Below are 19,629 nucleotides of genomic sequence, written 5' to 3'. Positions count from 1 at the left end.
ACCCCGCTCGCGCTACGCGCGATCGACCCTCCCCCTCCAGGGGAGGGTAAGAGGAGCGGCCGGTTGACACTTACGCCCCGAACACCTTTGCCAAACCCGCTTGGGCCTCTTCCTGGATCCGCTTCAAATGCTCGGTGCTGCGGAAACTTTCGGCGTAGATCTTGTAGACGTCTTCGGTGCCGGACGGCCGCGCCGCGAACCAGCCGAAATCGGTCTCGACCTTGATGCCGCCGAACGGCTGGCCGTTGCCCGGCGCCTTGCTGAGTGTTGAGCGGACCGGGTCGCCGGCGAGCTCCTTGAGGCCGAGCTGCTCGGGCGTGACGGATTTCAGGATGTTCTTCTGCGGCCCGGTCGCGGCGACGTCGATGCGGGCGTAATGCGGCATACCAAACTCGGCGGTGAGCTCGCCGAACAGCTGGCTGGGATCGCGGCCGGTCTTGGCCATGATCTCTGCGGCGAGCAGGCCGAGGATGACGCCGTCCTTGTCGGTCGTCCACACCGTGCCGTTGCGGCGCAGGAACGAGGCCCCTGCACTCTCCTCGCCGCCGAAGCCGAAACCGCCGGTGAGGAGGCCATCGACGAACCATTTGAAGCCGACCGGCGTCTCCACCAGCTTGCGGCCGAGCTTCCTGGCGACGCGATCGATGATCGAGCTCGACACCACGGTCTTGCCGATCGCGGCATCCTTGCTCCAGCTCGGACGATGCGCGAACAGATAGGAGATCGCGGTCGCCAGATAATGGTTCGGATTCATCAGGCCGCCGGACCGCGTCACGATGCCATGGCGGTCGGCGTCGGTGTCGTTGGCAAAGGCGACGTCGAAGCGGTCGCGCATCCCGATCAGGCTCGCCATCGCATAAGGCGAGGAACAGTCCATGCGGATCTTGCCGTCCCAATCCACCGTCATGAAGCGGAAGGTCGGGTCGATCGCCTCGTTCACGACCGTCGCCTTCAGGCCGTAACGGTCGATGATCGGATGCCAATAGTGCACGGCGGCGCCGCCGAGCGGATCGATGCCGATGTTGATGCCGGCGGATTTGACCAGATCGAGATCGACGACGTCGCCGAGATCGGCGACGTAGGGCGTGACGAAGTCATAGGCGTGGACGTTCGAAGACTTGCGCGCCTTCGCATAGTCGATGCGCTTCACGCCCTTGAGATTGTCGGCGAGGTAGGCATTGGCGCGCTTCTCGACGACGCCCGTGACGTCGGTGTCGGCCGGGCCGCCATGCGGCGGATTGTACTTGTAGCCGCCGTCCTCGGGGGGATTGTGCGAGGGCGTGATGACGACGCCGTCGGCAAGGCCGCTGCTGCGGCCCTTGTTGTGGGTGAGGATTGCGTGCGAGATGACGGGCGTCGGCGTGTAGCCGCCGTCCTTGTCGATCATGATGTCGACGCCATTGGCGGCGAACACCTCGACCGCGCTCGCGAGCGCCGGCTCGGCCAAGGCGTGGGTGTCGATGCCGATGAAGAGCGGGCCTGTGAGCCCCTTTTCCTGTCGATAATCGCAGATCGCCTGCGTGGTCGCGAGGATGTGGCCCTCGTTGAAGGTGTTCTTGAACGAGGTGCCGCGATGGCCGGAGGTGCCGAACGCCACCCGCTGCGCGGGATCGGCGACATCGGGCTTGCCCGCGAAATAGGCCGTCACCAGCCGCGGAATATTGGTGAGCGCGTCCGGCGAAGCCTGCTTGCCCGCCGCGGGATGAACATCAGCCACTGGACTATCCTCGTCATTGTCAAATTGAGGCCCTGCCGCACCATAGCATTGGGCTTGCACACGCCAACTCAAAAGCCATCGGCCGACGCCGGCAACAAATGGCCGCATTTGGGTCCATGAATGGGGACATGACCATTCTCGCAACGGCCCTGCTGCTCGCCAGTTCCTTGGTGCTGTCGTCTCCCGGATACGTCGAGCAAAGCGGCGTCGAACGCAATCCGATGCTGCGCAACGCAGCCGTCGATCATGACCTCGCCAAGATGAGGCGCCGGTTCGAGCGGGAGCTTCGTAGCGACAGCACGGACAGTGCTGTCGGGCGGACAAAGGCGCACTTGCGCCGTGCCCACGATCTCCCTCCATAAGCAACAAATGCGTGGGCACGCTTGCGCTTTGCCCACCCGAGATCTGGATTGCTTCGTCGCCAGCGCCCCTCGCAATGACTGCGTATGAGGCGACGGTCCGCTTCTCCAAGCGGCGCTGTCATGCCCCGGCTCGACCGGTTGAATCCGCCCAGTATGCCGCGCCCTCTCGGTTCAATCACTGCGGCCTCTGGAATACTGGATCGCCCGATCCTAGTCGCAATCGCGCACAAGGCGGGCGATGACACCGAATGTGTGGTGATAGACATGGCCTCGCAGCCTCGCGGCGCGTTTCGCCCGAGCTTTGCTTTGTCTCGCGACCCTCTAAAATCCAAGAGCAACTGGGAGGGAAGTAGACCTGCGATCAGACGGGCTCAAGGCTGGTGCTTACGCACCCCCGCCTTCGGCGGCTGACGGCCTTGACCCCGTCTGATCGCCGGTCTTTGGGCTTGGCATGCGCTCGGCCGAGTTCCGAGCGCATGATAGAGGCGCTCGTCAGGCCACCTTGTATCGTTTCGGATCCCACTTCTCGTCGCGAGCGATCATGGTGTTGAGGATGATGATCAGCTTGCGCATGCAGGCAACGAGTGCGACCTTTGGCGGCTTGCCTTTGGCAATCAGGCGTTCATAGAAGGCCTTGAACACCGGATTGTTCAGCGTCGCGGCGCCAACGCAGGGCATGTAGAGAGCATTTCGTACCCAGCGGCGTCCACCCTTGATGCAGCGTTCGCCACGACGTTTGCCGCTATCGTCGTCATAAGGAGCAACGCCCACTAACGCGGCGGCGATTTCGTCGCTCACCTGCCCTAGCTCCGGCACTCCTCCAAGCAGCGCCATTGCAGTCCCCTCTGCAAAGCCTGGTACGCTCTGGATGATTTCGGCGCGCCGGGCAAAATCCGGCGTTGCCTCGATCGTCGCAGCAATCGCGGTCTCGACCACCGCGATTTCCTCAGCCAGCTTCTTAAGAAGACGCGCACGAGCCTTCCGAACAAGGGCCGGCGCCTCATGCTCCTTCTGCATTTCCAGACGAGCTCTGACGTCAATCAAGCTCTGACGTCCCTTCACCAGTGCCTTCATCTCCTCTTGGGCGGGATCGTCGACCTGGCTGGGAGCCTCGCTAAATGTCTCGGCGAACCAGGCGATCATCTCCGCGTCGATCTTGTCATTTTTCGCAAGGCGTCCCGCCGATTCCGCGAAGTGACGAACCCGTTTGGGATCGACGATCCGCACTTCCAGACCTGCTTGGCGCAACGCCTTGGTCCAGACACGCTCGTAGCCACCGCTGGCCTCCATCACCGCCTTGCCGACCCGATGCTTGCGAAGCCATGCAATCAAACTCCGTCGCCCCGGCGCGGTCGCTGGACAAGTCTTCCGCTCCGTTACGGACCGAATGCACGCATCAATCTTATCCTTGGCGACATCGATGCCGACGACAACCAGATCGCTTTGTGTCATCATCCACTCCCTTCCTTGCCTGGTACGGGCTCGCAGCCCTTGCAACTGTTCGGGTTGAGGAAGACACCGGAGCTGTCCCTTGCTCTTTTGCAGGCTCTGTCGCCTTTGGGCGCAACGGGCTCAGTTCCGGCAACGGGCGGTTCTGATCCAACCGCCCGTTGCCACATTCTGACAGATTTCGAGGACACAAGGGCGCAGGGAAGGCCGGGTGCCGACAGGCACCCGCGGTCCGCTGCGCGAAAGCACACGCAGAGAAAACCGCACAGCAGCATACAGGTGGTGCCGATCACTCGACCTTCCCTGCGCGGTGGTCGGACGGCTTATGCCGTGCTCTCCCGGGAGCCGAACCTTCCTTCTGGCCTCCCTCGCCCTCGCGGAATTCACCGACACCCGCGCCGGTTGGCGCGATATGCCGCTTCCGCAAGAGCTTGACCGTGGCAACGACGGTCAGGACCACACGGTTTTGCCGTACGCACGGCCCGCCATTTCGCCGCAGTTTTCCCGAGCCCCGTCGACGAAGCCGGAAACTTACAGACGAGACGAACCTAGCAGCGTCGTTCGTCCGCGCGCGGTTTCGAGCTCACCGGGGACTACCCTCCCTGCCCGCACCTTTCGCGCCCGACACTGCCGCGTCCACCGCAAACCCGGCTCGCGAACAAGACGACGACGTGATCGCCCCTCAAGATGAGCCGGGATAAGGGGGATATACGACATTTCCGAATTTCGGTAAAGTGGAATATTTTTGCGCGAGCGAATTGACAACGGGCCGACACAGCATGATTGCGCAGCCCGGCATCAAAAAAGGGGCGGCGCAAAGCACCGCCCCTTTCGGACAACCCATTCCGGGCAGCGTGGAAAACAGCCGCTCAGTAGCCCGGATCGTAATAGAAGGGGCTACCGCCGCCGTAATAGCCGCCGCCACCGTAATAGCCGGGACCGCCGTAATAGGGCCGCGGGCCGTAATAATAGCGGTTCTCGTAATAGTCGCGGCGCCGCTGCTCGGCGATCACCCCGCCGATGATACCCGCGGCAGCGCCCATGAAGGCAAGGCCTGCGGCGTTCGGCCCGCGCCGGTAATAGCGACGCCGGGCGGCGCTGAAATCGGTGACGTCGGAGGAAGCCTGGCTTGCTGCTGCAGCCTTTGCCGCCACCGCCGACCCCTGGGATGCCGCAGCCGAGGGCGACACCGAGGCTGCGAGCAGCGCCACGCTTGCGAACGCGGCCAGGACCGCGCTGCGGCCGGCTGCGGATTTCATCGGTCCATCACTCATCTTGATCTTCCTCTGTTCTCGCCCAAGAATTAAATAAGCAAACAGTCCGTAACGCGCAAACCATTGAGATGGTTTCATGTTCGCGGCAATCTGCCACGCTTTGAACGATTGTAAACCGAACGGCCACGTCCCAGCTTGCACCAGCCAACCTGAGCGGATAATGAACAGCCGCGCCGTTTTCCGGCTGCCGTAAGCGTTTTACGTGAACCAACGCATCAACCGACGCCGTCGGGATCGATGCCATTTTAAGGGTTCAACGTGATCGACGCGTCCTTTCCCAAGAGAAACCAGATGATTGTGGTTCGCAAACTGCCGGCGCGCTATGCGCCGATCGTAATGCCGTTCGTGCTGTCCATCCTCATGACCGCCGTAGTCTCGGTCATTTCCACGCTCCGGAGCCTCGGCCCAACCCCGGCGTTCCTGGCGACCTGGCCTGGTGCCTGGGGGCTGTCGTGGCTCGTCGCCTTCCCGACGCTGCTCCTGGTGCTGCCGCTGGTCCGCCGGATTGTGGCCTGCCTCGTCGCGGCTCCGCCTCAACCGGGCCGGTAGACGGCCAGCGCGTTACGACAGCGCGCCCAGCACGCCCCTCGTCGCCTTGTCGATCTCCTCGACATAGCGGCGGCGGGCGAAGTTTTCGGTGAGGAAGCCGACCACCTTGCGGCTGTCGGTGGAATCCACCACCGCCAGCATCTCGGCCTCGGCTTCGTCGAACACCGCCATCGCCGACTTCACGTTCATTTCGGGGATCAAGACGATGTCGATCAGGCGGGCGAGCTCGATCACCTGGATGTCGTCGGCGATGGTATCGAGGTCGCTGGAGAACAGGTCGGGCAGCAGGACGAGGCCGACATATTCGTCGGCATTGTTGACGATGACGACGCCCGGCCGCGAGCCCAGCACGAATTCGCGGCGCACGGCCGCGATCGTGGTAGTCGAGGGCACCTTGCCGACGTCGGAGCGCATCAGGCGCTCGACGGTGAGGTTGCGCAGCCAGCCGACGTCGTTGGCGCTACGGATGGTCTCGCCGCGCAAATGCAGGCGCCAGGTCGAGAAGGAATGGCCGAACATGAAGCGGACGCAGATCGAGGTGACGATGCAGCCGGCCAGCACCACGGCGGTGACGTCGACGTTGCGCGTCATCTCGAGCACGAGGAACGACATGGTCAGGGGCCCGCCGACGATGGCGACGCCGAGCGTCGCCATGCCCGTCAGCATCGCGACCAGCGGATCGATCACGAAGTTCGGGCTGATCAGGAGCAGCACCGCCGCGAAGAACTTACCGATCAGGCTGCCGACGAACAGCGAAGCGAAGAACAGGCCGCCGCGGAAGCCCGAGGCGAGCGAGATCAGACACGCCGTCACCTTCAGGGCGATGATCAGCGCGATGGTGCCGATCGCCATCTCGTGAAACAGATCGAGCACCATGGCGCCGTGGCCGGCCGCCAGCACCTGCGGCGTGACGATGGCGAAGCCACCGACGATGAGGCCGCCGAACACCGGTCGCAGCCAGACCGGCAGCCAGGCGAACAGGCGCTCGAAGTTCGGCGAGGATCGCATCACGGCGATACCGACGCCGCTGGTGACGAGAGCGAGCCCGATCAGCGCCAGATATTGCTCGACGCCGACGGCGCTGACCTTGGGGATCTCCAGCGAGTACGGCGCACCGCCCAGCCATTGCGCGGTCAGCGCGCCCGCAAGCGAGGCGGCCAGGATCGGCGCCGCGCTGCCGACCGAATAGACGCCGACGATCAGCTCGCAGGCATAGAAGGCACCGGTGATCGGGGCGCCGAACGCCGCCGCAATCGCCGCGGCGGCTCCGCAACCGACCATCAGGCGAAGATCGTTGCGGCGCAGGTTGAAGAACTTGCCGAACAGCGAGGCGATGCCCGAGCCGATCTGGGTGTAGCCGGCCTCGAGCCCGACCGAAGCGCCGCAGCCGTTGGAAATCAGCGTCTGGCTCGACACCACCACGCTGTCGCGCATCGACAGATTGCCCCCGCGCAGCGCGTTCGCCTCGATCGGGTCGACCGCGCTCGAGATCTTCATCCGCCGCCGCGACCATTCCATGATGCCGAGCGCGAGCCCGCCGAGCGCAGGGGCGATCAGCGCGGCGAAGGGACTGACATAGGCGTTGGACGAGAGGCGCACGTCGATGGGGATGCCGTAGATCACCACATGTGCGATCTGCGCGATCTCGGCCATCAGCGTCACGATCGCCCCGGCGAGCGTGCCGATCACCAGCGACAGCGGGATCAGGTAGAACTCGTTGCTGCGCAAGAGGGCGCGCAGCCGAACCATGGTGCGGTTCGTTCCCTTGCGATCGACGAGATGCCTGATCCGCACGAACACTTTATGCCCTGCCCTAACCTTCGGACAGGCCGTAGCCGGCCATGCGCTGGCGGACCCGCTCGATCTCGTCGCTCGGAAGCAATGGCGGCTTCCCGATCTGGAGGCAGCCGTGATACTGCCGCGCCAGCGTCTCGACCTCGACGCCCAGCCACATCGCCTTGTCCAGCGTCTTGCCGATCGCGATCATGCCGTGGTGGTCGAGCAGGCAGGCGAGCCGGCCCTCCAGGGCCCGCACCGCATGGTCGGACAGCTCGACGGTTCCGAAGGTCGCATAGGGTGCGCAGCGGATGCTGTCGCCGCCAGCCGCCGCAATCATGTAGTGCACCGGCGGAATCTCCATGCCCATGATGGCGAGGATGGTGCAATAGGTCGGATGGGCGTGCACAACGGCGTTGACGTCGGGTCGCGACTTCAGGATGTCGCGATGAAAGCGCCATTCGCTCGACGGCTTCTGATCCGGCGCGTGGGTGCCGTCCATGGTCATGAAGACGATCTGCTCCGGCGTCATGGCTTCATAGGGCACGCTGGTCGGCGTGACCAGGAGCCCGTCCACATGCCGGACAGAGATGTTGCCGGAGGTGCCCTGGTTGATGCCGAGCGCGTTCATGCGCAGGCAGGCGTCGATGATGGCCTGTCTCTTGGCGAGCTCGTCCGCTGTCATCGACATCCCGATTTCCCGACGATCGACTTGTTAGAACGGAAGTACGTCAAAGCAACATGGCAGTGCAAGCGAAAGCGACCCGGATCCGGCGCCGGACTGGCGACGCTCCTGCCAAACCCCAAAATGGAAGGCAAAATCAATGGATTCACCTGATATCGCAGCCCTATGACAGGCTGGTCCGGACAGCCGCAATCCCGTTGATCACGAACTGAACGGAATAGGCCGCGAGCAGCATGCCGAGGACGCGCGAGATCACGGCATTGCCGGTGCGCCCCAGGGTGCGCGCGATCAGGTGGGCCGAGACGAAGCACAGCATGCAGATCAGGCAGACCGAGACGACGACCGCGATGATGATCGCGAGCTTCGTCCCGTAGCCAGCATCGCCCGACAGCAGCAGCGTGGTCGCGATCGCGCCGGGGCCGGCCATCATCGGGATGGCCAGGGGAAACACCGCAACGTCGGAGGCGTGCTCGGAGGTCGCCTTGTCGGCCTCGCGGGCCTCGCGATGCGGGCGATCGCCGAAGATCATCTGGTAGGATACGCCGAACAGCAGCAGCCCGCCGGCGATCTGGAAGGCAGGGATGCCGATCCCGAGCTGGCGCAGCAGCCAGTTTCCGACCAGCGCGATCACCACCAGGATCGAGGCCGCGATCAGCGGCGCGCGCAGCGCGATCGTGCGCTTGACCTTGTCGGGCATGCCGCCAGTGGCGGCGAGAAACGCCGGCGCGAGGCCGACCGGGTCAACCACCAGCAGCAGCGTCACGAAGGCGGATAAAGCGAAGTCGAGCATGGTCGGCGTGGTCCTTGGACGCAGGAACGATGGCGGCCGGGCTGACTTAGCCCAGCAAAGCGGCTTTGGAAATCACGGGAGATGACAATGGGCGACAGTGGAATTGGAATGCTCCTCGGTCACGCCTCGGCCCAGATGCTTTGGCTCTGGTTCATCGGGGCCTTCGTGCTCGGCGGAGTCCTGGTCTACGGCGTGATGAAGGCCGGCCACTTGCGCCGCGGCGAGCGGGCGCAGCTCGATCGCAACACCGAGGCACGGCAGCGCCAGGAAGACCCCCAGAAGCGTCCGACCTGAGCAGTCGCCGCGCGCGCCGGCGGCGTTTGGAACTTTCGTTGTTCAAGGAGCTTTGATGGCCTGAGGATTGAGGAAGGAAGTGCCTTCCCGTGTGACCTCATGAGGAGGACGTATGGCTAAACGAGCAAAGAAACGCACGACGAAGAAGACCGCGGTCCGCCGCCCGCGTCAGGCGCCGAAGATGCTGAGCGATCTGTTTCTGGAGACGCTGAAGGACATCTATTTCGCCGAGAACAAGATCATCAAGACCCTGCCGAAGATGGCCAAGGCCGCGCAATCGAAGGACCTGGCGGCGGCCTTCAACAAGCACCTGCGCGAGACCCAGGGCCAGGTCAGACGGCTCGACCAGATCTTCAAGATGCTGGGCAAGCCGGCGCGCGGCAAGCCCTGCGAGGCCATCAACGGCATCACCGACGAGGGCGCCGAGATCATGAAGGACTTCAAGGGCGCGCCGGCGCTCGACGCGGGACTGCTCGCGGCGGCTCAAGCTGTCGAGCACTACGAGATCTCCCGCTACGGCACCTTGCGCACCTGGGCCGAGGAGCTCGGCATGCAGGACGCGGCAAGGCTGCTTCAGGAGACGCTGGACGAGGAAGAGGCGACAGACCATACGCTGACCGAGCTCGCGACGTCCGTGATCAACCTCGAGGCGGAAGAAGAATACCGCGCCGCGGCCTGACCTCTGCGCGTTGACGATGACGAAACGCCGCGGCCATGCCGCGGCGTTGCTGTTTGGACCGGTAGCGCGAGGTTTGTTTTTGGATCGCACGACGGCGCATGGCACGCCAGCGCCAGCGCACTGGATTTCCCGGGAACCGGCACCATATGCAGGCTTTCCCACCCCCGAGCCCCAACATGCAACCCAAAAATCCCCTCGACTGGATGCTGTCCGAAGCCCTGGACCAGCTGACCCGCGCCGAACGGCTGCGGCAGCAGTTCGGCCGCCAGGAAGCCTGCTGGGAGCCGCCGATCGACGTGCTGGAAACCGAGCACGAGCTCCTGATCCTGGTCGCGCTTCCCGGCGTCAACCCGGACAATGTCGAGACGGTCATTCATGACGGCGTGCTCGTCATCTCGGGCCAGCGCACCCTCCCGCCGGAGCTCCGCAACGCCCGCATCCACCGGCTCGAGCTGCCGCAGGGGCGTTTCGAGCGCCGCATTGCCTTGCCCCTTGGCCGCTACGCCATCAGCCGCTTCGTCATGGACGGCTGCGTCGCTCTGCGCCTCGCCAAATCCTGAGGTCGATCATGGCCACCGAACAGATGAACAACGAACAGACCAATAACGACGTGAAGATCCCCGACGACGCACTGATCATCATCCCCGTGCGCGAGATGGTGCTGTTCCCCGGCGCCATCGCGCCGATCACGATCGGCCGGGCGAAGTCCATCGCCGCCGCGCAGCAGGCGCTGCGCGAGCAGCGGCCGGTCGGCATCGTCCTGCAGCGCAGCCCCGAGACCGAGGAGCCCGGACCGGACGACCTCTACCGGGTCGCGACCATCGCCAACATCGTGCGCTACATCACCGCGCCCGACGGCACCCATCACATCGTCTGCCAGGGCGTGCAGCGCGCGCGCATCCTCGACTTCCTGCCGGGGACGCCGTTCCCCGTTGCGCGCTTCCAGCAGATCCCGGAACCGACCACGACCTCGCCGGAGATCGAGGCGCGGGCGCTGAACCTGCAGCGCCAGGCCATCGAGGCGATCGAGCTGCTGCCGCAGGCCCCGCCCGAGCTGGTCACGATGTTCCAGGGCACCTCGGCGCCCGGCGCGCTGGCGGATCTGGCGACCTCGTTCATGGACATCAGGCCGCAGGACAAGCAGGAGGTCCTGGAGACCATCGACCTCGCCTTGCGCGTCGAGAAGGCGTCGAAGCACCTGGCCGAGCGGCTGGAGGTGCTGCGCATCAGTAACGAAATCGGCCAGAAGACCAAGGCCTCCTTCGACGAGCGGCAGCGCGAGGCGATCCTGCGCGAGCAGATGGCGACCATCCAGCGCCAGCTCGGCGAAGGCGACGGCAAGGCGGCCGAAGTCGCGGAGCTGACGGCTGCGATCGCCAAGGCCAACATGCCGCCGGAGGCGGACGCGCACGCCAGGAAGGAGCTGCGCCGCTACGAGCGCATGCCCGAGGCTGCCGGTGAAGCCGGCATGGTCCGCACTTATCTGGACTGGCTGATCGAGCTGCCCTGGGCCCTGCCCGCGGAGAAGCCGATCGACATCAAGGAGGCACGAGCCATCCTGGATGCCGACCATTTCGGCCTGGAGAAGATCAAGAGCCGGATCATCGAATATCTGGCGGTGCGCAAGCTGGCGCCGCAGGGCAAGGCCCCGATCCTGTGCTTCGTCGGTCCGCCCGGCGTCGGCAAGACCTCGCTGGGCCAATCCATCGCCCGCGCGATGGATCGCCCTTTCGTGCGCGTCAGCTTAGGGGGCGTGCACGACGAGGCCGAGATCCGCGGCCACCGCCGCACCTATATCGGTGCCCTGCCCGGCAACATCATCCAGGGCATCAAGAAGGCGGGCTCGCGCAACTGCGTCATGATGCTGGACGAGATCGACAAGATGGGCCGTGGCGTGCAGGGCGATCCGTCGGCCGCCATGCTGGAGGTCCTCGACCCCGAGCAGAACGGGACGTTCCGGGACAATTACCTGGGCGTGCCCTTCGACCTGTCGCGGGTGGTGTTCATCGCGACCGCCAACATGCTGGACCAGATCCCGGGTCCGCTGCTGGACCGCATGGAGCTGATCAGCCTCGCCGGCTACACCGAGGACGAGAAGCTGGAGATCGCGAAGCGCTATCTGGTGCGGCGGCAGCTCGAGGCCAACGGCCTTTCGGCCGAGCAGGCCGAGATCGAGCCGGAGGCCTTGAAGCTGGTCGTCAAGGGTTACACCCGCGAGGCCGGCGTGCGTAACCTCGAGCGCGAGATCGGCAAGCTGTTCCGCCACGCCGCGGTGCAGGTCGCCGAGGGCTCGGCTGCCAAGGTCGTGGTGACGGCGAAGGACATCGCCACCGTGCTGGGCCAGCCGCGCTTCGAGGGCGAGATCGCGCAGCGCACCAGCATTCCGGGCGTCGCCACCGGCCTTGCCTGGACGCCTGTCGGCGGCGACATCCTGTTCATCGAGGCCTCAAAGGTGCCCGGCAAGGGCGGGATGATCCTGACCGGCCAGCTCGGCGATGTCATGCGCGAGAGCGTGCAGGCTGCGATGACGCTGGTGAAGAGCAAGGCCGCGCAGCTCGGCATCGATCCGCAAGCGTTCGAGAAGAGCGACATCCACGTTCACGTGCCGGCGGGGGCGACCCCGAAGGACGGGCCGAGCGCGGGCGTCGCGATGTTCACGGCGCTGACGTCCCTGCTCACCAACCGCACGGTGCGCAGCGACACCGCGATGACCGGCGAGATCTCGCTGCGCGGCCTGGTGCTGCCGGTTGGCGGCATCAAGGAGAAGGTGGTGGCTGCGGCCGCCGCCGGCCTGAAGCGGGTGATGCTGCCGGCGCGCAACAAGCGGGACTACGACGACATCCCGAAGAGCGCGCGGGACAACCTCGAATTCATCTGGCTGGAGCGCGTCGACGAAGCCATCGCCGCGGCGCTCGAGCCCCAAGTCGATGCGAAGGTCGAAGCGGCGGAGTAAATGCGATGAAGAAACTGCTGGAAGAAGCGAAGCGGTCGCGGACAACGCAGCGGCTGCGCCAGCTGCTCGGTCGCACCATTGACCGGGTGCGCGATGCGCTGGCAGGACCCGAGCCGCGGCTTCAGCCTGTCCCGGTCCGGGTGAAGCGCCGCAAGGGTTGAGCCCTCCGTCTCAAGCCCTCGCGGCTGCCCCAAACAAAAGGCCCCCTCCAACCCGAGGGGGCCTTTGCGTTGTTAGCCCACGGCGTCCTTGGCCGCCTTGACCGGGCGGGCGCGGACGATCTTGCGGGCCGGCTTGGCCTTGAACATCATCTCTTCGCCCGTGAACGGATTGGTGCCCTTGCGAGCCTTGGTCGCGGGCTTCTTGATGACGACGAACTTGGCGAAGCCCGGCACCAGGAACAGGCCGTTCTTCTTGAGCTCCTTGTGACCGACGTCGGTCAGCGTCTCCATGACGTTCTTGACGTCGCGCTTGGAAAGCTCAGTGGCGGTCGCAATCTTTTCGATCAACTGCGATTTGGACATTTGGGTGGCCATCGTGTCTCCTCTGATTCGTGACGGCTGCATATTAGACCAACCGGCGAAGGCCTATAGCCTTCTGCACAGTTTTGTCGCGGTTTTACGGGCTTTTTTGCCCTCATCCGACAAAAAACCCTGCGTTTTAGCTGCTTCCAGAGCGGAAGAAGCCTCGAGCAGCGGATTTTGCCTTGTTTCAAAGGCCCGCACGACATCTTGCTAAAACTGATTCGCCGCTTTTCACAAGCGACGACCGGCCCTTTTGTGAAAGGCCGGTCGCGATTCACCCTGAAAAATAAGGTTCGGAGCGCATGTCGCGGTCTTTCTCCCCGTAAAAACAGGGAGAAAGCGACAGGCGATCGGCTAGACGCGCTCGATGATGATGGCCGGCGCCATGCCGCCGGCAGCGCACATGGTGACGAGGCCGCGCTTGAGGTCGCGCCGCTCGAGCTCGTCGAGCACGGTGCCGATCAGGATCGAGCCGGTGGCGCCGATGGGATGACCGAGCGCGATGGAGCCGCCGTTGACGTTGACCTTGGCGCGATCGAGCTTGAGGTCGCGGATATATTTTTCCGCCACCACCGCAAAGGCCTCGTTGATCTCGAACAGGTCGATGTCGTCGATACTCAGGCCCGCCTTCGCCAGCACCTTCTTCGTCGCCGGCACCGGCGCGTTCAGCATCAGGGTCGGCGAGTCCCCCATGTTAGCCATCGCCACCACGCGGGCGCGGGCTTTGAGGCCGTGCGCCCTCGCATAAGCGGGCGAGGCCAGCAGGATCGCAGCGGCGCCGTCGACGACGCCGGAGGAATTGCCGGCGTGGTGCACGAAGTCGATCTCGAGATCGGGATATTTCTGCAGGATCAGGCCGCGATAGGTCGTGCCCTTGTCGTCGAGCGCATAGTCGGCGATCGCCGGGAATGCCGGCTTCAGGCTGCTGAGCCCCTCCATCGTGGTCTGCGGCCGCGGATACTCCTCGTGGTCGAGCGCAAGGCTGCCGTCTTCGCGGTGAACAGGCACGAGGCTCTTCTTGAAGTACCCGTTCGCCATCGCATGCGCGGCCCGCTTCTGGCTCTCAAGCCCGAGCGCGTCGACATCGCTCCGCGTGATGCCCTCCATGGTCGCGATCGCGTCCGCGCAGACGCCCTGATGCGACTGCGGGTGCCTGGCGCGCAGATGAAGATTGCCGTTGTCCATCATCATCGGGCCCGAGCCGCGGCGCCCTTCCATCGACATCATCTCGCAGCCGCCGGCGATGACGAGATCTTCCGCGCCCGCCATGATCGAGGAGGCCGCCATGTTGACGCTGGTGATGCCGGAACCGCAGAAACGATCCAGCGTCACCGCGCTGGCGCGCACGTCATAGCCGGCATCGAGCGCCGACATTCGCCCGAGATCGCCGCCTTGGGTCGCGACCTGCGCGCTGCAACCCCAGACGATGTCGTCGACGTCGGCGGTATCGATTCCCGTGCGCTCGGCAAGCGCGCGCAGCACGGTGGCGCCGAGTTGCTGCGGGTGAATGCCCGAGAGCGCTCCCTTGCCGGCCTTGCCGACGCCGCGCGGGGTGCGGCAGGCATCGATGATCAGTGCGTCAGCCATGGGCGTCGTCCTCTTGTTGTGGGTTATTGAGGACGGTTCTGAATCAGGGAGAGAAGGGAGTCAATGTGGGACGCCGTCTTCGCCTCTCCCCGCGTGCGGGGAAAGGTCGGATTTTACGCGCAGCGGAAAATCCGGGTGAGGGGGAGCTTCAGCAAACTCAGTGGCAGATGGACTCGCGGAGAGTCCCCCTCACCCGGAATTTGATGTGGCACATTCCGGCTTCTCTCCGCACGCGGGGAGAGGCGAAGGCACCGAGACCTCAGTCACGCCCCCGCCGCGTTCCTCGCGATCACGTTACGGTAGAAGCTCGCACTGAGCTTCGGCGTGCGCACCTGCGTGTCGAAATTGACGTGGTACAGCCCGAAACGCTTGTTCAAGCCATACACCCACTCGAAATTGTCCATCAGGCTCCAGAGGAAATAGCCGCGCACCGGCACGCCCTCGGCGGTGGCGCGCTGAAGCTGGGCGAGGTAGTTACGCAGATACATGATGCGGTCGGTGTCGTAGATCTTGCCGTCCGGCGTCACGACGTCGTCGCCGGATGCACCGTTCTCGCTGATGTAGATCGCATCCGTCTTCCAGATCTTGGCTGCCAGCTTCGGCACCCAATAGAGCGTCTCGGGCCCGACGCGCAGCCAGTCCGAATTCATGTGCGGGAACGATTTCGGGATCGGCAGCGGCATGAAGCCCGCGCCCTGATCGGACGCCACCACGTAGTTCTGCGGCGCGTAGATATTGAGGCCGAGGAAGTCGACCGGCGAGGAGATGATCTTGAGCTCCGCCTCGATGAATTTCGGCGCGTTGGGCCCCGCGTATTTCAGGAAGGCGTCGGTGTAATGGCCCGTCATGATGACGTTGAGATAGCCTGCATTCATCTCGCGCAGCGCGATCTCGGCGGCCCGCACGTTCTCCGGCGTGTCGATTGCCGGCAGGCAGGCATCGACGTTTTCGGCCGGGCCCACTCTGGTGCCGCGCCTGCCATGGGCCCGCACCGCCTGCACCGCGAGCCCATGCGCCAACGCGCTGTTGTGCCTGATCTGGTTGACCTCGGCCTGCGGCAGCGTCAGCCCGGGCGCGTCGATGCCGATGCCGTAGCCGAAATAGACGAAGCGACCGCTCTCGTTCAGCGTGAACACGTTCCTGACGCGATCGGTCAGATGCTCGGCGACATAGGCGGCATAGTCGCCGAAGATCTTGCAGGTCTCGGTCGAGCGCCAGCCGCCGAAGCGATCCTGAAGCGATTGCGGCAGGTCCCAATGATAGAGCGTCAGCCACGGCTCGATGCCATGCTTCAGGAGCTCGTCGATCAGACGGTTGTAGAAGTCGAGCCCTTTCGGGTTGGGCTTGCCGTCGCCGTCTGGAAACACCCGCGGCCAGGCCACCGAGAAACGATAGGCCTTGCAGCCGAGCGCCTTGATGAGCGCGATGTCGTCCTTGTAGCGGTGATAATGCTCGTTGGCGCGGTCACCGGTGGTGCCGTCCTCGATCTTGCCGGGGATGCGCACGAACTTGTCCCAGATCGAGGCCCCTCGCCCGTCCTCGTTGACCGCACCCTCGACCTGATAGGACGAGGTCGCCGTGCCCCAGAGAAAGCCGGCCGGAAAGCCGTTCGTATAGCGCGACGACGCGGCCGGCCTGGCCTCTGCGACATCCCGCGGACTTGCCAGACCGGCAGCAGACAGCCCCGCGAGTTTCGCAAATCGGCGACGCGAAACCTTGTCCGACATTGATGCAGCTCCACTTCCGACCTCTTGCGGGCGCACAATGGCGAGTTCAGGGCGGTTTGAGAAGCGGGCGGGCCGAGGGCTGAGCGTGCAGAATTGCCGGACGTGGCAAATTGCCCTCGCCTCTGAGTGATCGCTTCGGCCCTTCCCTAGGGCGCGCGGCGGATCTTGTAGAGAACGAAGCGCCCGGACCTGTCCAATTCCTGCAGCAGGCCTGGCAGCGGGTTCGCGATGGCAGGGCCGACCAGATAGAGATAGTCGTAATCCCGATACCAGGTGCGGACGGCGGCGATGTCTTCGGGCTCGGCCGTTCTTCCTGCGGCGACGGCACGGAGCAGGCGTATCGGTACGGGCCCCCCATTGGGGACGCCGAGGCGGCGAACTTCGCGGCGCACCTGAATCGGCTGCTTGCCGGTCTCGGTGAACAGGTTCGACACAAAGGCTTTCGCGTAGTGCACGGCGAGCGTCGGCGCGTAGTACACCGGGAACTGGGTAAGATCCTGGAACGGTGGATCCTCACTCTCTGCGCTGGTCCCGATCAAGATCTTCGAACCACGATCGATATGCTGAAAGGACTCGATGACGGCCGAATATTCCGGACGGTAAGAGAGCCAGACATTGAGTACCAGGCCGAGATTTGCGAGCGTGATGCCACCGACAATGGCAAGCGCGGCCATCGTCCATCGTCGACTTGGCAGCGACAGCGAGCAGAAGGCTGGAAGGATCAAGGCGACTGCAGGCAGAACCCGTATATCCGCAAACGCCGTGTCGAACAGCCGCGGCGGAATCGCAAGATAGAGCAGCACGAAGCCCGTTGCGATCCAGAGCCCGGCAGGCGCCAGCGTCAGCATGCTGCATCTGGCGGCGACGTATAATGCTGCCATAAGCGCGATCGCACTCGCCCCCGAGACGGCCATGCTGTAGCCATTCATGATGAAGAACGGCCAGAGCAGCTTGTGGTCAAGGCTCCAAAAGGTACCCTCGCTCCCGACGGTTCCGGCGCTCAACCGCATGATGACCAACGACGCAACGGCCGGTGTTGCGAGCGTCACGAACCGAAGTGCGACGTCTCGCGCAGGACATTTTCGGTCGAAGGCGCGCCACAGCTCATGGAATCCGAGCGTCGCGCCATAGACCCCCAAGGCGAAGAGATGCGCCGCAAGCAGCAGCACGACGAAAGCTGCGTTGACAACGAAACGCACGGGCGCGCGTTGACCGCCAACGGCCAGATAGGCGGCGATGCCGCAAAGGGCGATGCCGAGGCCGCATTCGAAATTGATGAACCCCCAGGAGAATGGAAGGCAGTAGAGCAACATGAGCGCCGCAAAGCCGGCGAGATGAACGCGCCGCTTCACGACCCATTCGAGTGCAAGCGCGCCGCCGACGACGAGGATCTGGCTGACGAGAAGAAACAGCCGGGTGGCGGTCTCAGCACCGAACAGCCGCGCCATCCGTGGGACCACCAGATCCATCGCCAGGTTGGGATAGAGAGCCCACGCCGCCTGGTAATATGGATTGGCATCGGCGGCGCCCATCTCGCTCAGAAGATACATGCGGGCGAGATGATTGACGTAATCCCCCATCGCCGGAATGGGAGCAAGCAGCGTCGGGAGAAGCGAGGCGACGGCGAGCAGGGCGAACACGACGGTCGCGACCGATCGATCCGAGCGAGCGCCGCGCGCGACGAAGTCTTCTGCGGTCAGGGGAACCGGTACATTCACGCAAATGCTCCGGGTAATTGAACCCGGCAGGGTTGTTGTTATCCTTCAGGACTATTTTCAATAGAGTCCTCTAACGCGGCGTTAATCGGTTGTGCAGCCGAGCGAGATCTACCCGAAGAAGAGCATCGGGGCTGATGGCAATTCGAACTCGGAGTTCCAGGGGCGAACACAAGGCACTTCCGTGCGAGGGTTCGCCGCAAGCGCTAGAATGCATGTCGGCGCTCGAAACCTGCCTGGTCCCTGCATCTGCGCATGAGACCGACCATGGTCTTGCCGGGCTCAACGCGAGCAAGGCGGTGAGCGCGAGGCGGCAGCGGAGCGGGGGAGCTCACGGGTCGCGGGCGGGGTTCGTCGCCGGCTGGACGTCAGTTCAAGACGATCCTGCGCCTGGCGCCATTCCCCCGGTCAGCGCGAGCGCTTCGGCAACTTCGGCAGCTTGCCGGGGGTGAACGGCGGACGCGGCTCGACGCGTGCCGGCGATTGCTGCTCGGCGAGAATGAGCGTTCCCTGGAGAATCATTCCCGGCACTTGTTGTGCCGTCGCGGTGTAGGTCGCGATCTTGCCGGGGCAGTTGCCCTCGATGTCCAGGGTGAGCTCGTCTTCCACGCCGAACACCGTTGCGCGTCCGTCGGTATGGCGCTTCGTCGACACCGTGGCGGTGAAGCGATCGCCATCGACCTGACACGAGCCGTGATAGGTCATCAGGCTGTCACGGCCCCAGATCTGTCCGTCTGCGACGTGGACGATGCCGGTCCCCTGATCGAGCGGCGTCTGGTACCACGCCGCATATGTCCCGTCCTTCAACATGGGAGCAGTCTCCCCTGGCATTCCCGCGCGATCATCCGCACGATTAGCGCTAACAAAGCGTTAATCGCGCAGCCCGTGCCAATGCGGACTATCCTTGCGCAGTTCGGCTTCAAGTTCCTCGACGATGCTGTGAAGCAAACCTGCGGCGAGCGGATCCGTCACTTCCCGCTCCAAATGCCGATAACGCGCGAGCTGGCATTCCTGCTCTCTCAATTGGCGCTCTGTCATCAGATGAACCCTCCGACAAACTGACGCAGAGAGCGGCGGGCAGTTTCGTTAAACTTTTCAGATCATTTGCGATGGTTGCTGGTTGGTAAACTTTCGAGGAGCGTCACCCGCCTCCCCTCTAGGCGGACAGGCGCAGCCAGATATCCTTGCTTGCCAGCGTGCCATTCGGCGTGGCGATCTCCATGTCGATGACGTGCAGGGAGCCAGGCTCGTCTCCGTAGACGTATTTGAGGTGCCACATCAGGCCGAGATCGGGCGAAATGACGAAGTCGTCGAGCCCGTCGGTGATGGCCCTGATGGCATCGCGGTGCGCCAGGGGGCCGGAAGACATCGCATCGATCAGGTTGGCGAGGCTCATGCCCTCGATGAGCATGAGGCGCGCGACCTCGTCGCCATAAACATGTCGGAGCGCGGCAACGATTGCGGCGACGGCATCCGGATTTTTCAACGACACGGCAAAGCGAGCCTCCGGCGGCATGATGCCGGAAGCGGGATATTCTACGCAAGCGA

The 19,629-nt window shown here is 64.2% G+C and carries 20 protein-coding genes; 7 read left to right on the top strand and 13 right to left on the bottom strand.

From position 1 onward, the window contains the following. Positions 1 to 70 precede the first annotated feature (70 nt). Positions 71 to 1,717, bottom strand: a complete 1,647-nt coding sequence (pgm, locus tag Q0743_RS27045; protein ID WP_298244529.1) for a phosphoglucomutase (alpha-D-glucose-1,6-bisphosphate-dependent) — start codon at positions 1,715 to 1,717, stop codon at positions 71 to 73. 128 nt (positions 1,718 to 1,845) lie between these two features. On the opposite strand from pgm, the gene Q0743_RS27040 reads away from it, so the two are divergent. Beyond that, complete coding sequence (locus tag Q0743_RS27040; protein ID WP_298244528.1) at positions 1,846 to 2,079, top strand: hypothetical protein; 234 nt, start codon at positions 1,846 to 1,848, stop codon at positions 2,077 to 2,079. Positions 2,080 to 2,571: 492 nt separating this feature from the next. On the opposite strand, the gene Q0743_RS27035 is transcribed toward Q0743_RS27040, so the two are convergent. Both Q0743_RS27035 and Q0743_RS27030 read right to left on the bottom strand, forming a co-directional pair. Then, a complete protein-coding gene (locus Q0743_RS27035; protein ID WP_298244527.1) occupies positions 2,572 to 3,531 on the bottom strand; it encodes an IS110 family transposase in 960 nt (319 codons plus the stop codon). Between the two features lie 866 nt (positions 3,532 to 4,397). Further along, positions 4,398 to 4,802, bottom strand: coding sequence for a hypothetical protein (locus Q0743_RS27030; protein ID WP_298244526.1), 405 nt, complete (start codon positions 4,800 to 4,802; stop codon positions 4,398 to 4,400). Positions 4,803 to 5,093: 291 nt separating this feature from the next. Between Q0743_RS27030 and Q0743_RS27025 the strand changes: the two genes are divergently transcribed. Further along, positions 5,094 to 5,351 (top strand): DUF2798 domain-containing protein, encoded by a 258-nt coding sequence (locus Q0743_RS27025; protein ID WP_298244525.1) that lies wholly within the window; start codon positions 5,094 to 5,096, stop codon positions 5,349 to 5,351. 12 nt (positions 5,352 to 5,363) lie between these two features. On the opposite strand, the gene Q0743_RS27020 is transcribed toward Q0743_RS27025, so the two are convergent. From Q0743_RS27020 to Q0743_RS27010, 3 genes are all read right to left on the bottom strand, one after another. Further along, positions 5,364 to 7,151 (bottom strand): chloride channel protein, encoded by a 1,788-nt coding sequence (locus Q0743_RS27020; protein ID WP_298244524.1) that lies wholly within the window; start codon positions 7,149 to 7,151, stop codon positions 5,364 to 5,366. Between the two features lie 13 nt (positions 7,152 to 7,164). Further along, positions 7,165 to 7,818: an L-fuculose-phosphate aldolase gene (locus Q0743_RS27015; RefSeq protein ID WP_298244523.1), complete on the bottom strand. Its 654-nt coding sequence runs from the start codon at positions 7,816 to 7,818 to the stop codon at positions 7,165 to 7,167. A 157-nt stretch (positions 7,819 to 7,975) separates the two neighbouring features. Continuing rightward, the gene (locus tag Q0743_RS27010) at positions 7,976 to 8,602 is read right to left on the bottom strand and encodes a MarC family protein (RefSeq protein WP_298244522.1); all 627 of its coding nucleotides are present in this window, start codon (positions 8,600 to 8,602) and stop codon (positions 7,976 to 7,978) included. Between the two features lie 87 nt (positions 8,603 to 8,689). On the opposite strand from Q0743_RS27010, the gene Q0743_RS27005 reads away from it, so the two are divergent. From Q0743_RS27005 to Q0743_RS26985, 5 genes are all read left to right on the top strand, one after another. Next, positions 8,690 to 8,896, top strand: a complete 207-nt coding sequence (locus tag Q0743_RS27005; protein WP_367184943.1) for a hypothetical protein — start codon at positions 8,690 to 8,692, stop codon at positions 8,894 to 8,896. Between the two features lie 112 nt (positions 8,897 to 9,008). After that, positions 9,009 to 9,575 carry a DUF892 family protein gene (locus Q0743_RS27000; protein WP_298244520.1) on the top strand — a complete coding sequence of 189 codons (567 nt, stop codon included), beginning with the start codon at positions 9,009 to 9,011 and terminating at the stop codon, positions 9,573 to 9,575. A 176-nt stretch (positions 9,576 to 9,751) separates the two neighbouring features. Next, complete coding sequence (locus tag Q0743_RS26995; protein WP_092022588.1) at positions 9,752 to 10,135, top strand: Hsp20/alpha crystallin family protein; 384 nt, start codon at positions 9,752 to 9,754, stop codon at positions 10,133 to 10,135. Between the two features lie 8 nt (positions 10,136 to 10,143). Further along, a complete protein-coding gene (gene lon / locus Q0743_RS26990) occupies positions 10,144 to 12,528 on the top strand; it encodes an endopeptidase La (RefSeq protein ID WP_298244519.1) in 2,385 nt (794 codons plus the stop codon). A gap of 5 nt (positions 12,529 to 12,533) precedes the next feature. After that, positions 12,534 to 12,689, top strand: coding sequence for a hypothetical protein (locus Q0743_RS26985; RefSeq protein WP_298244518.1), 156 nt, complete (start codon positions 12,534 to 12,536; stop codon positions 12,687 to 12,689). Positions 12,690 to 12,761: 72 nt separating this feature from the next. Here Q0743_RS26985 and Q0743_RS26980 read toward each other — a convergent pair whose 3' ends face one another. The 7 genes from Q0743_RS26980 to Q0743_RS26950 all read right to left on the bottom strand — a co-directional run bounded on the left by Q0743_RS26980 (position 12,762) and on the right by Q0743_RS26950 (position 19,573). After that, a complete protein-coding gene (locus Q0743_RS26980) occupies positions 12,762 to 13,064 on the bottom strand; it encodes an HU family DNA-binding protein (RefSeq protein WP_025037698.1) in 303 nt (100 codons plus the stop codon). Positions 13,065 to 13,406: 342 nt separating this feature from the next. Next, positions 13,407 to 14,639, bottom strand: coding sequence for an acetyl-CoA C-acetyltransferase (locus Q0743_RS26975; RefSeq protein ID WP_298244517.1), 1,233 nt, complete (start codon positions 14,637 to 14,639; stop codon positions 13,407 to 13,409). A 263-nt stretch (positions 14,640 to 14,902) separates the two neighbouring features. Continuing rightward, a complete protein-coding gene (locus Q0743_RS26970) occupies positions 14,903 to 16,366 on the bottom strand; it encodes a GH1 family beta-glucosidase (RefSeq protein WP_298244516.1) in 1,464 nt (487 codons plus the stop codon). Positions 16,367 to 16,512: 146 nt separating this feature from the next. After that, positions 16,513 to 18,084, bottom strand: coding sequence for a hypothetical protein (locus Q0743_RS26965; RefSeq protein WP_298244515.1), 1,572 nt, complete (start codon positions 18,082 to 18,084; stop codon positions 16,513 to 16,515). A 405-nt stretch (positions 18,085 to 18,489) separates the two neighbouring features. After that, positions 18,490 to 18,891: a hypothetical protein gene (locus tag Q0743_RS26960; RefSeq protein WP_298244514.1), complete on the bottom strand. Its 402-nt coding sequence runs from the start codon at positions 18,889 to 18,891 to the stop codon at positions 18,490 to 18,492. A gap of 60 nt (positions 18,892 to 18,951) precedes the next feature. After that, positions 18,952 to 19,119, bottom strand: a complete 168-nt coding sequence (locus Q0743_RS26955) for a hypothetical protein (RefSeq protein ID WP_298244513.1) — start codon at positions 19,117 to 19,119, stop codon at positions 18,952 to 18,954. Between the two features lie 118 nt (positions 19,120 to 19,237). Continuing rightward, a complete protein-coding gene (locus Q0743_RS26950; RefSeq protein WP_367184942.1) occupies positions 19,238 to 19,573 on the bottom strand; it encodes a hypothetical protein in 336 nt (111 codons plus the stop codon). Positions 19,574 to 19,629 lie beyond the last annotated feature (56 nt).

Origin of the sequence: uncultured Bradyrhizobium sp. (assembly GCF_936943645.1) — a bacterium.
In the GTDB taxonomy this organism is placed as follows: domain Bacteria; phylum Pseudomonadota; class Alphaproteobacteria; order Rhizobiales; family Xanthobacteraceae; genus Bradyrhizobium.
The sequence above is the reverse complement of the archived record's forward strand: the minus strand, read 5'-3'. Positions and strand labels throughout refer to the sequence as shown.

Bases quoted from the DNA above. Each gene is read 5' to 3' on its own strand.
- Q0743_RS27005 (WP_367184943.1), top strand. From the start codon at position 8,690: ATGGGCGACAGTGGAATTGGAATGCTCCTCGGTCACGCCTCGGCCCAG.
- Q0743_RS27015 (WP_298244523.1), bottom strand. From the start codon at position 7,818: ATGTCGATGACAGCGGACGAGCTCGCCAAGAGACAGGCCATCATCGAC.
- lon (WP_298244519.1), top strand. From the start codon at position 10,144: ATGGCCACCGAACAGATGAACAACGAACAGACCAATAACGACGTGAAG.
- Q0743_RS26970 (WP_298244516.1), bottom strand. From the start codon at position 16,366: ATGTCGGACAAGGTTTCGCGTCGCCGATTTGCGAAACTCGCGGGGCTG.
- Q0743_RS27010 (WP_298244522.1), bottom strand. From the start codon at position 8,602: ATGCTCGACTTCGCTTTATCCGCCTTCGTGACGCTGCTGCTGGTGGTT.
- Q0743_RS26960 (WP_298244514.1), bottom strand. From the start codon at position 18,891: ATGTTGAAGGACGGGACATATGCGGCGTGGTACCAGACGCCGCTCGAT.
- Q0743_RS26975 (WP_298244517.1), bottom strand. From the start codon at position 14,639: ATGGCTGACGCACTGATCATCGATGCCTGCCGCACCCCGCGCGGCGTC.
- Q0743_RS26995 (WP_092022588.1), top strand. From the start codon at position 9,752: ATGCAACCCAAAAATCCCCTCGACTGGATGCTGTCCGAAGCCCTGGAC.
- Q0743_RS27035 (WP_298244527.1), bottom strand. From the start codon at position 3,531: ATGACACAAAGCGATCTGGTTGTCGTCGGCATCGATGTCGCCAAGGAT.
- Q0743_RS26955 (WP_298244513.1), bottom strand. From the start codon at position 19,119: ATGACAGAGCGCCAATTGAGAGAGCAGGAATGCCAGCTCGCGCGTTAT.
- Q0743_RS27030 (WP_298244526.1), bottom strand. From the start codon at position 4,802: ATGAGTGATGGACCGATGAAATCCGCAGCCGGCCGCAGCGCGGTCCTG.
- Q0743_RS26985 (WP_298244518.1), top strand. From the start codon at position 12,534: ATGAAGAAACTGCTGGAAGAAGCGAAGCGGTCGCGGACAACGCAGCGG.
- Q0743_RS27000 (WP_298244520.1), top strand. From the start codon at position 9,009: ATGGCTAAACGAGCAAAGAAACGCACGACGAAGAAGACCGCGGTCCGC.
- Q0743_RS26980 (WP_025037698.1), bottom strand. From the start codon at position 13,064: ATGGCCACCCAAATGTCCAAATCGCAGTTGATCGAAAAGATTGCGACC.
- Q0743_RS27040 (WP_298244528.1), top strand. From the start codon at position 1,846: ATGACCATTCTCGCAACGGCCCTGCTGCTCGCCAGTTCCTTGGTGCTG.
- Q0743_RS27025 (WP_298244525.1), top strand. From the start codon at position 5,094: ATGATTGTGGTTCGCAAACTGCCGGCGCGCTATGCGCCGATCGTAATG.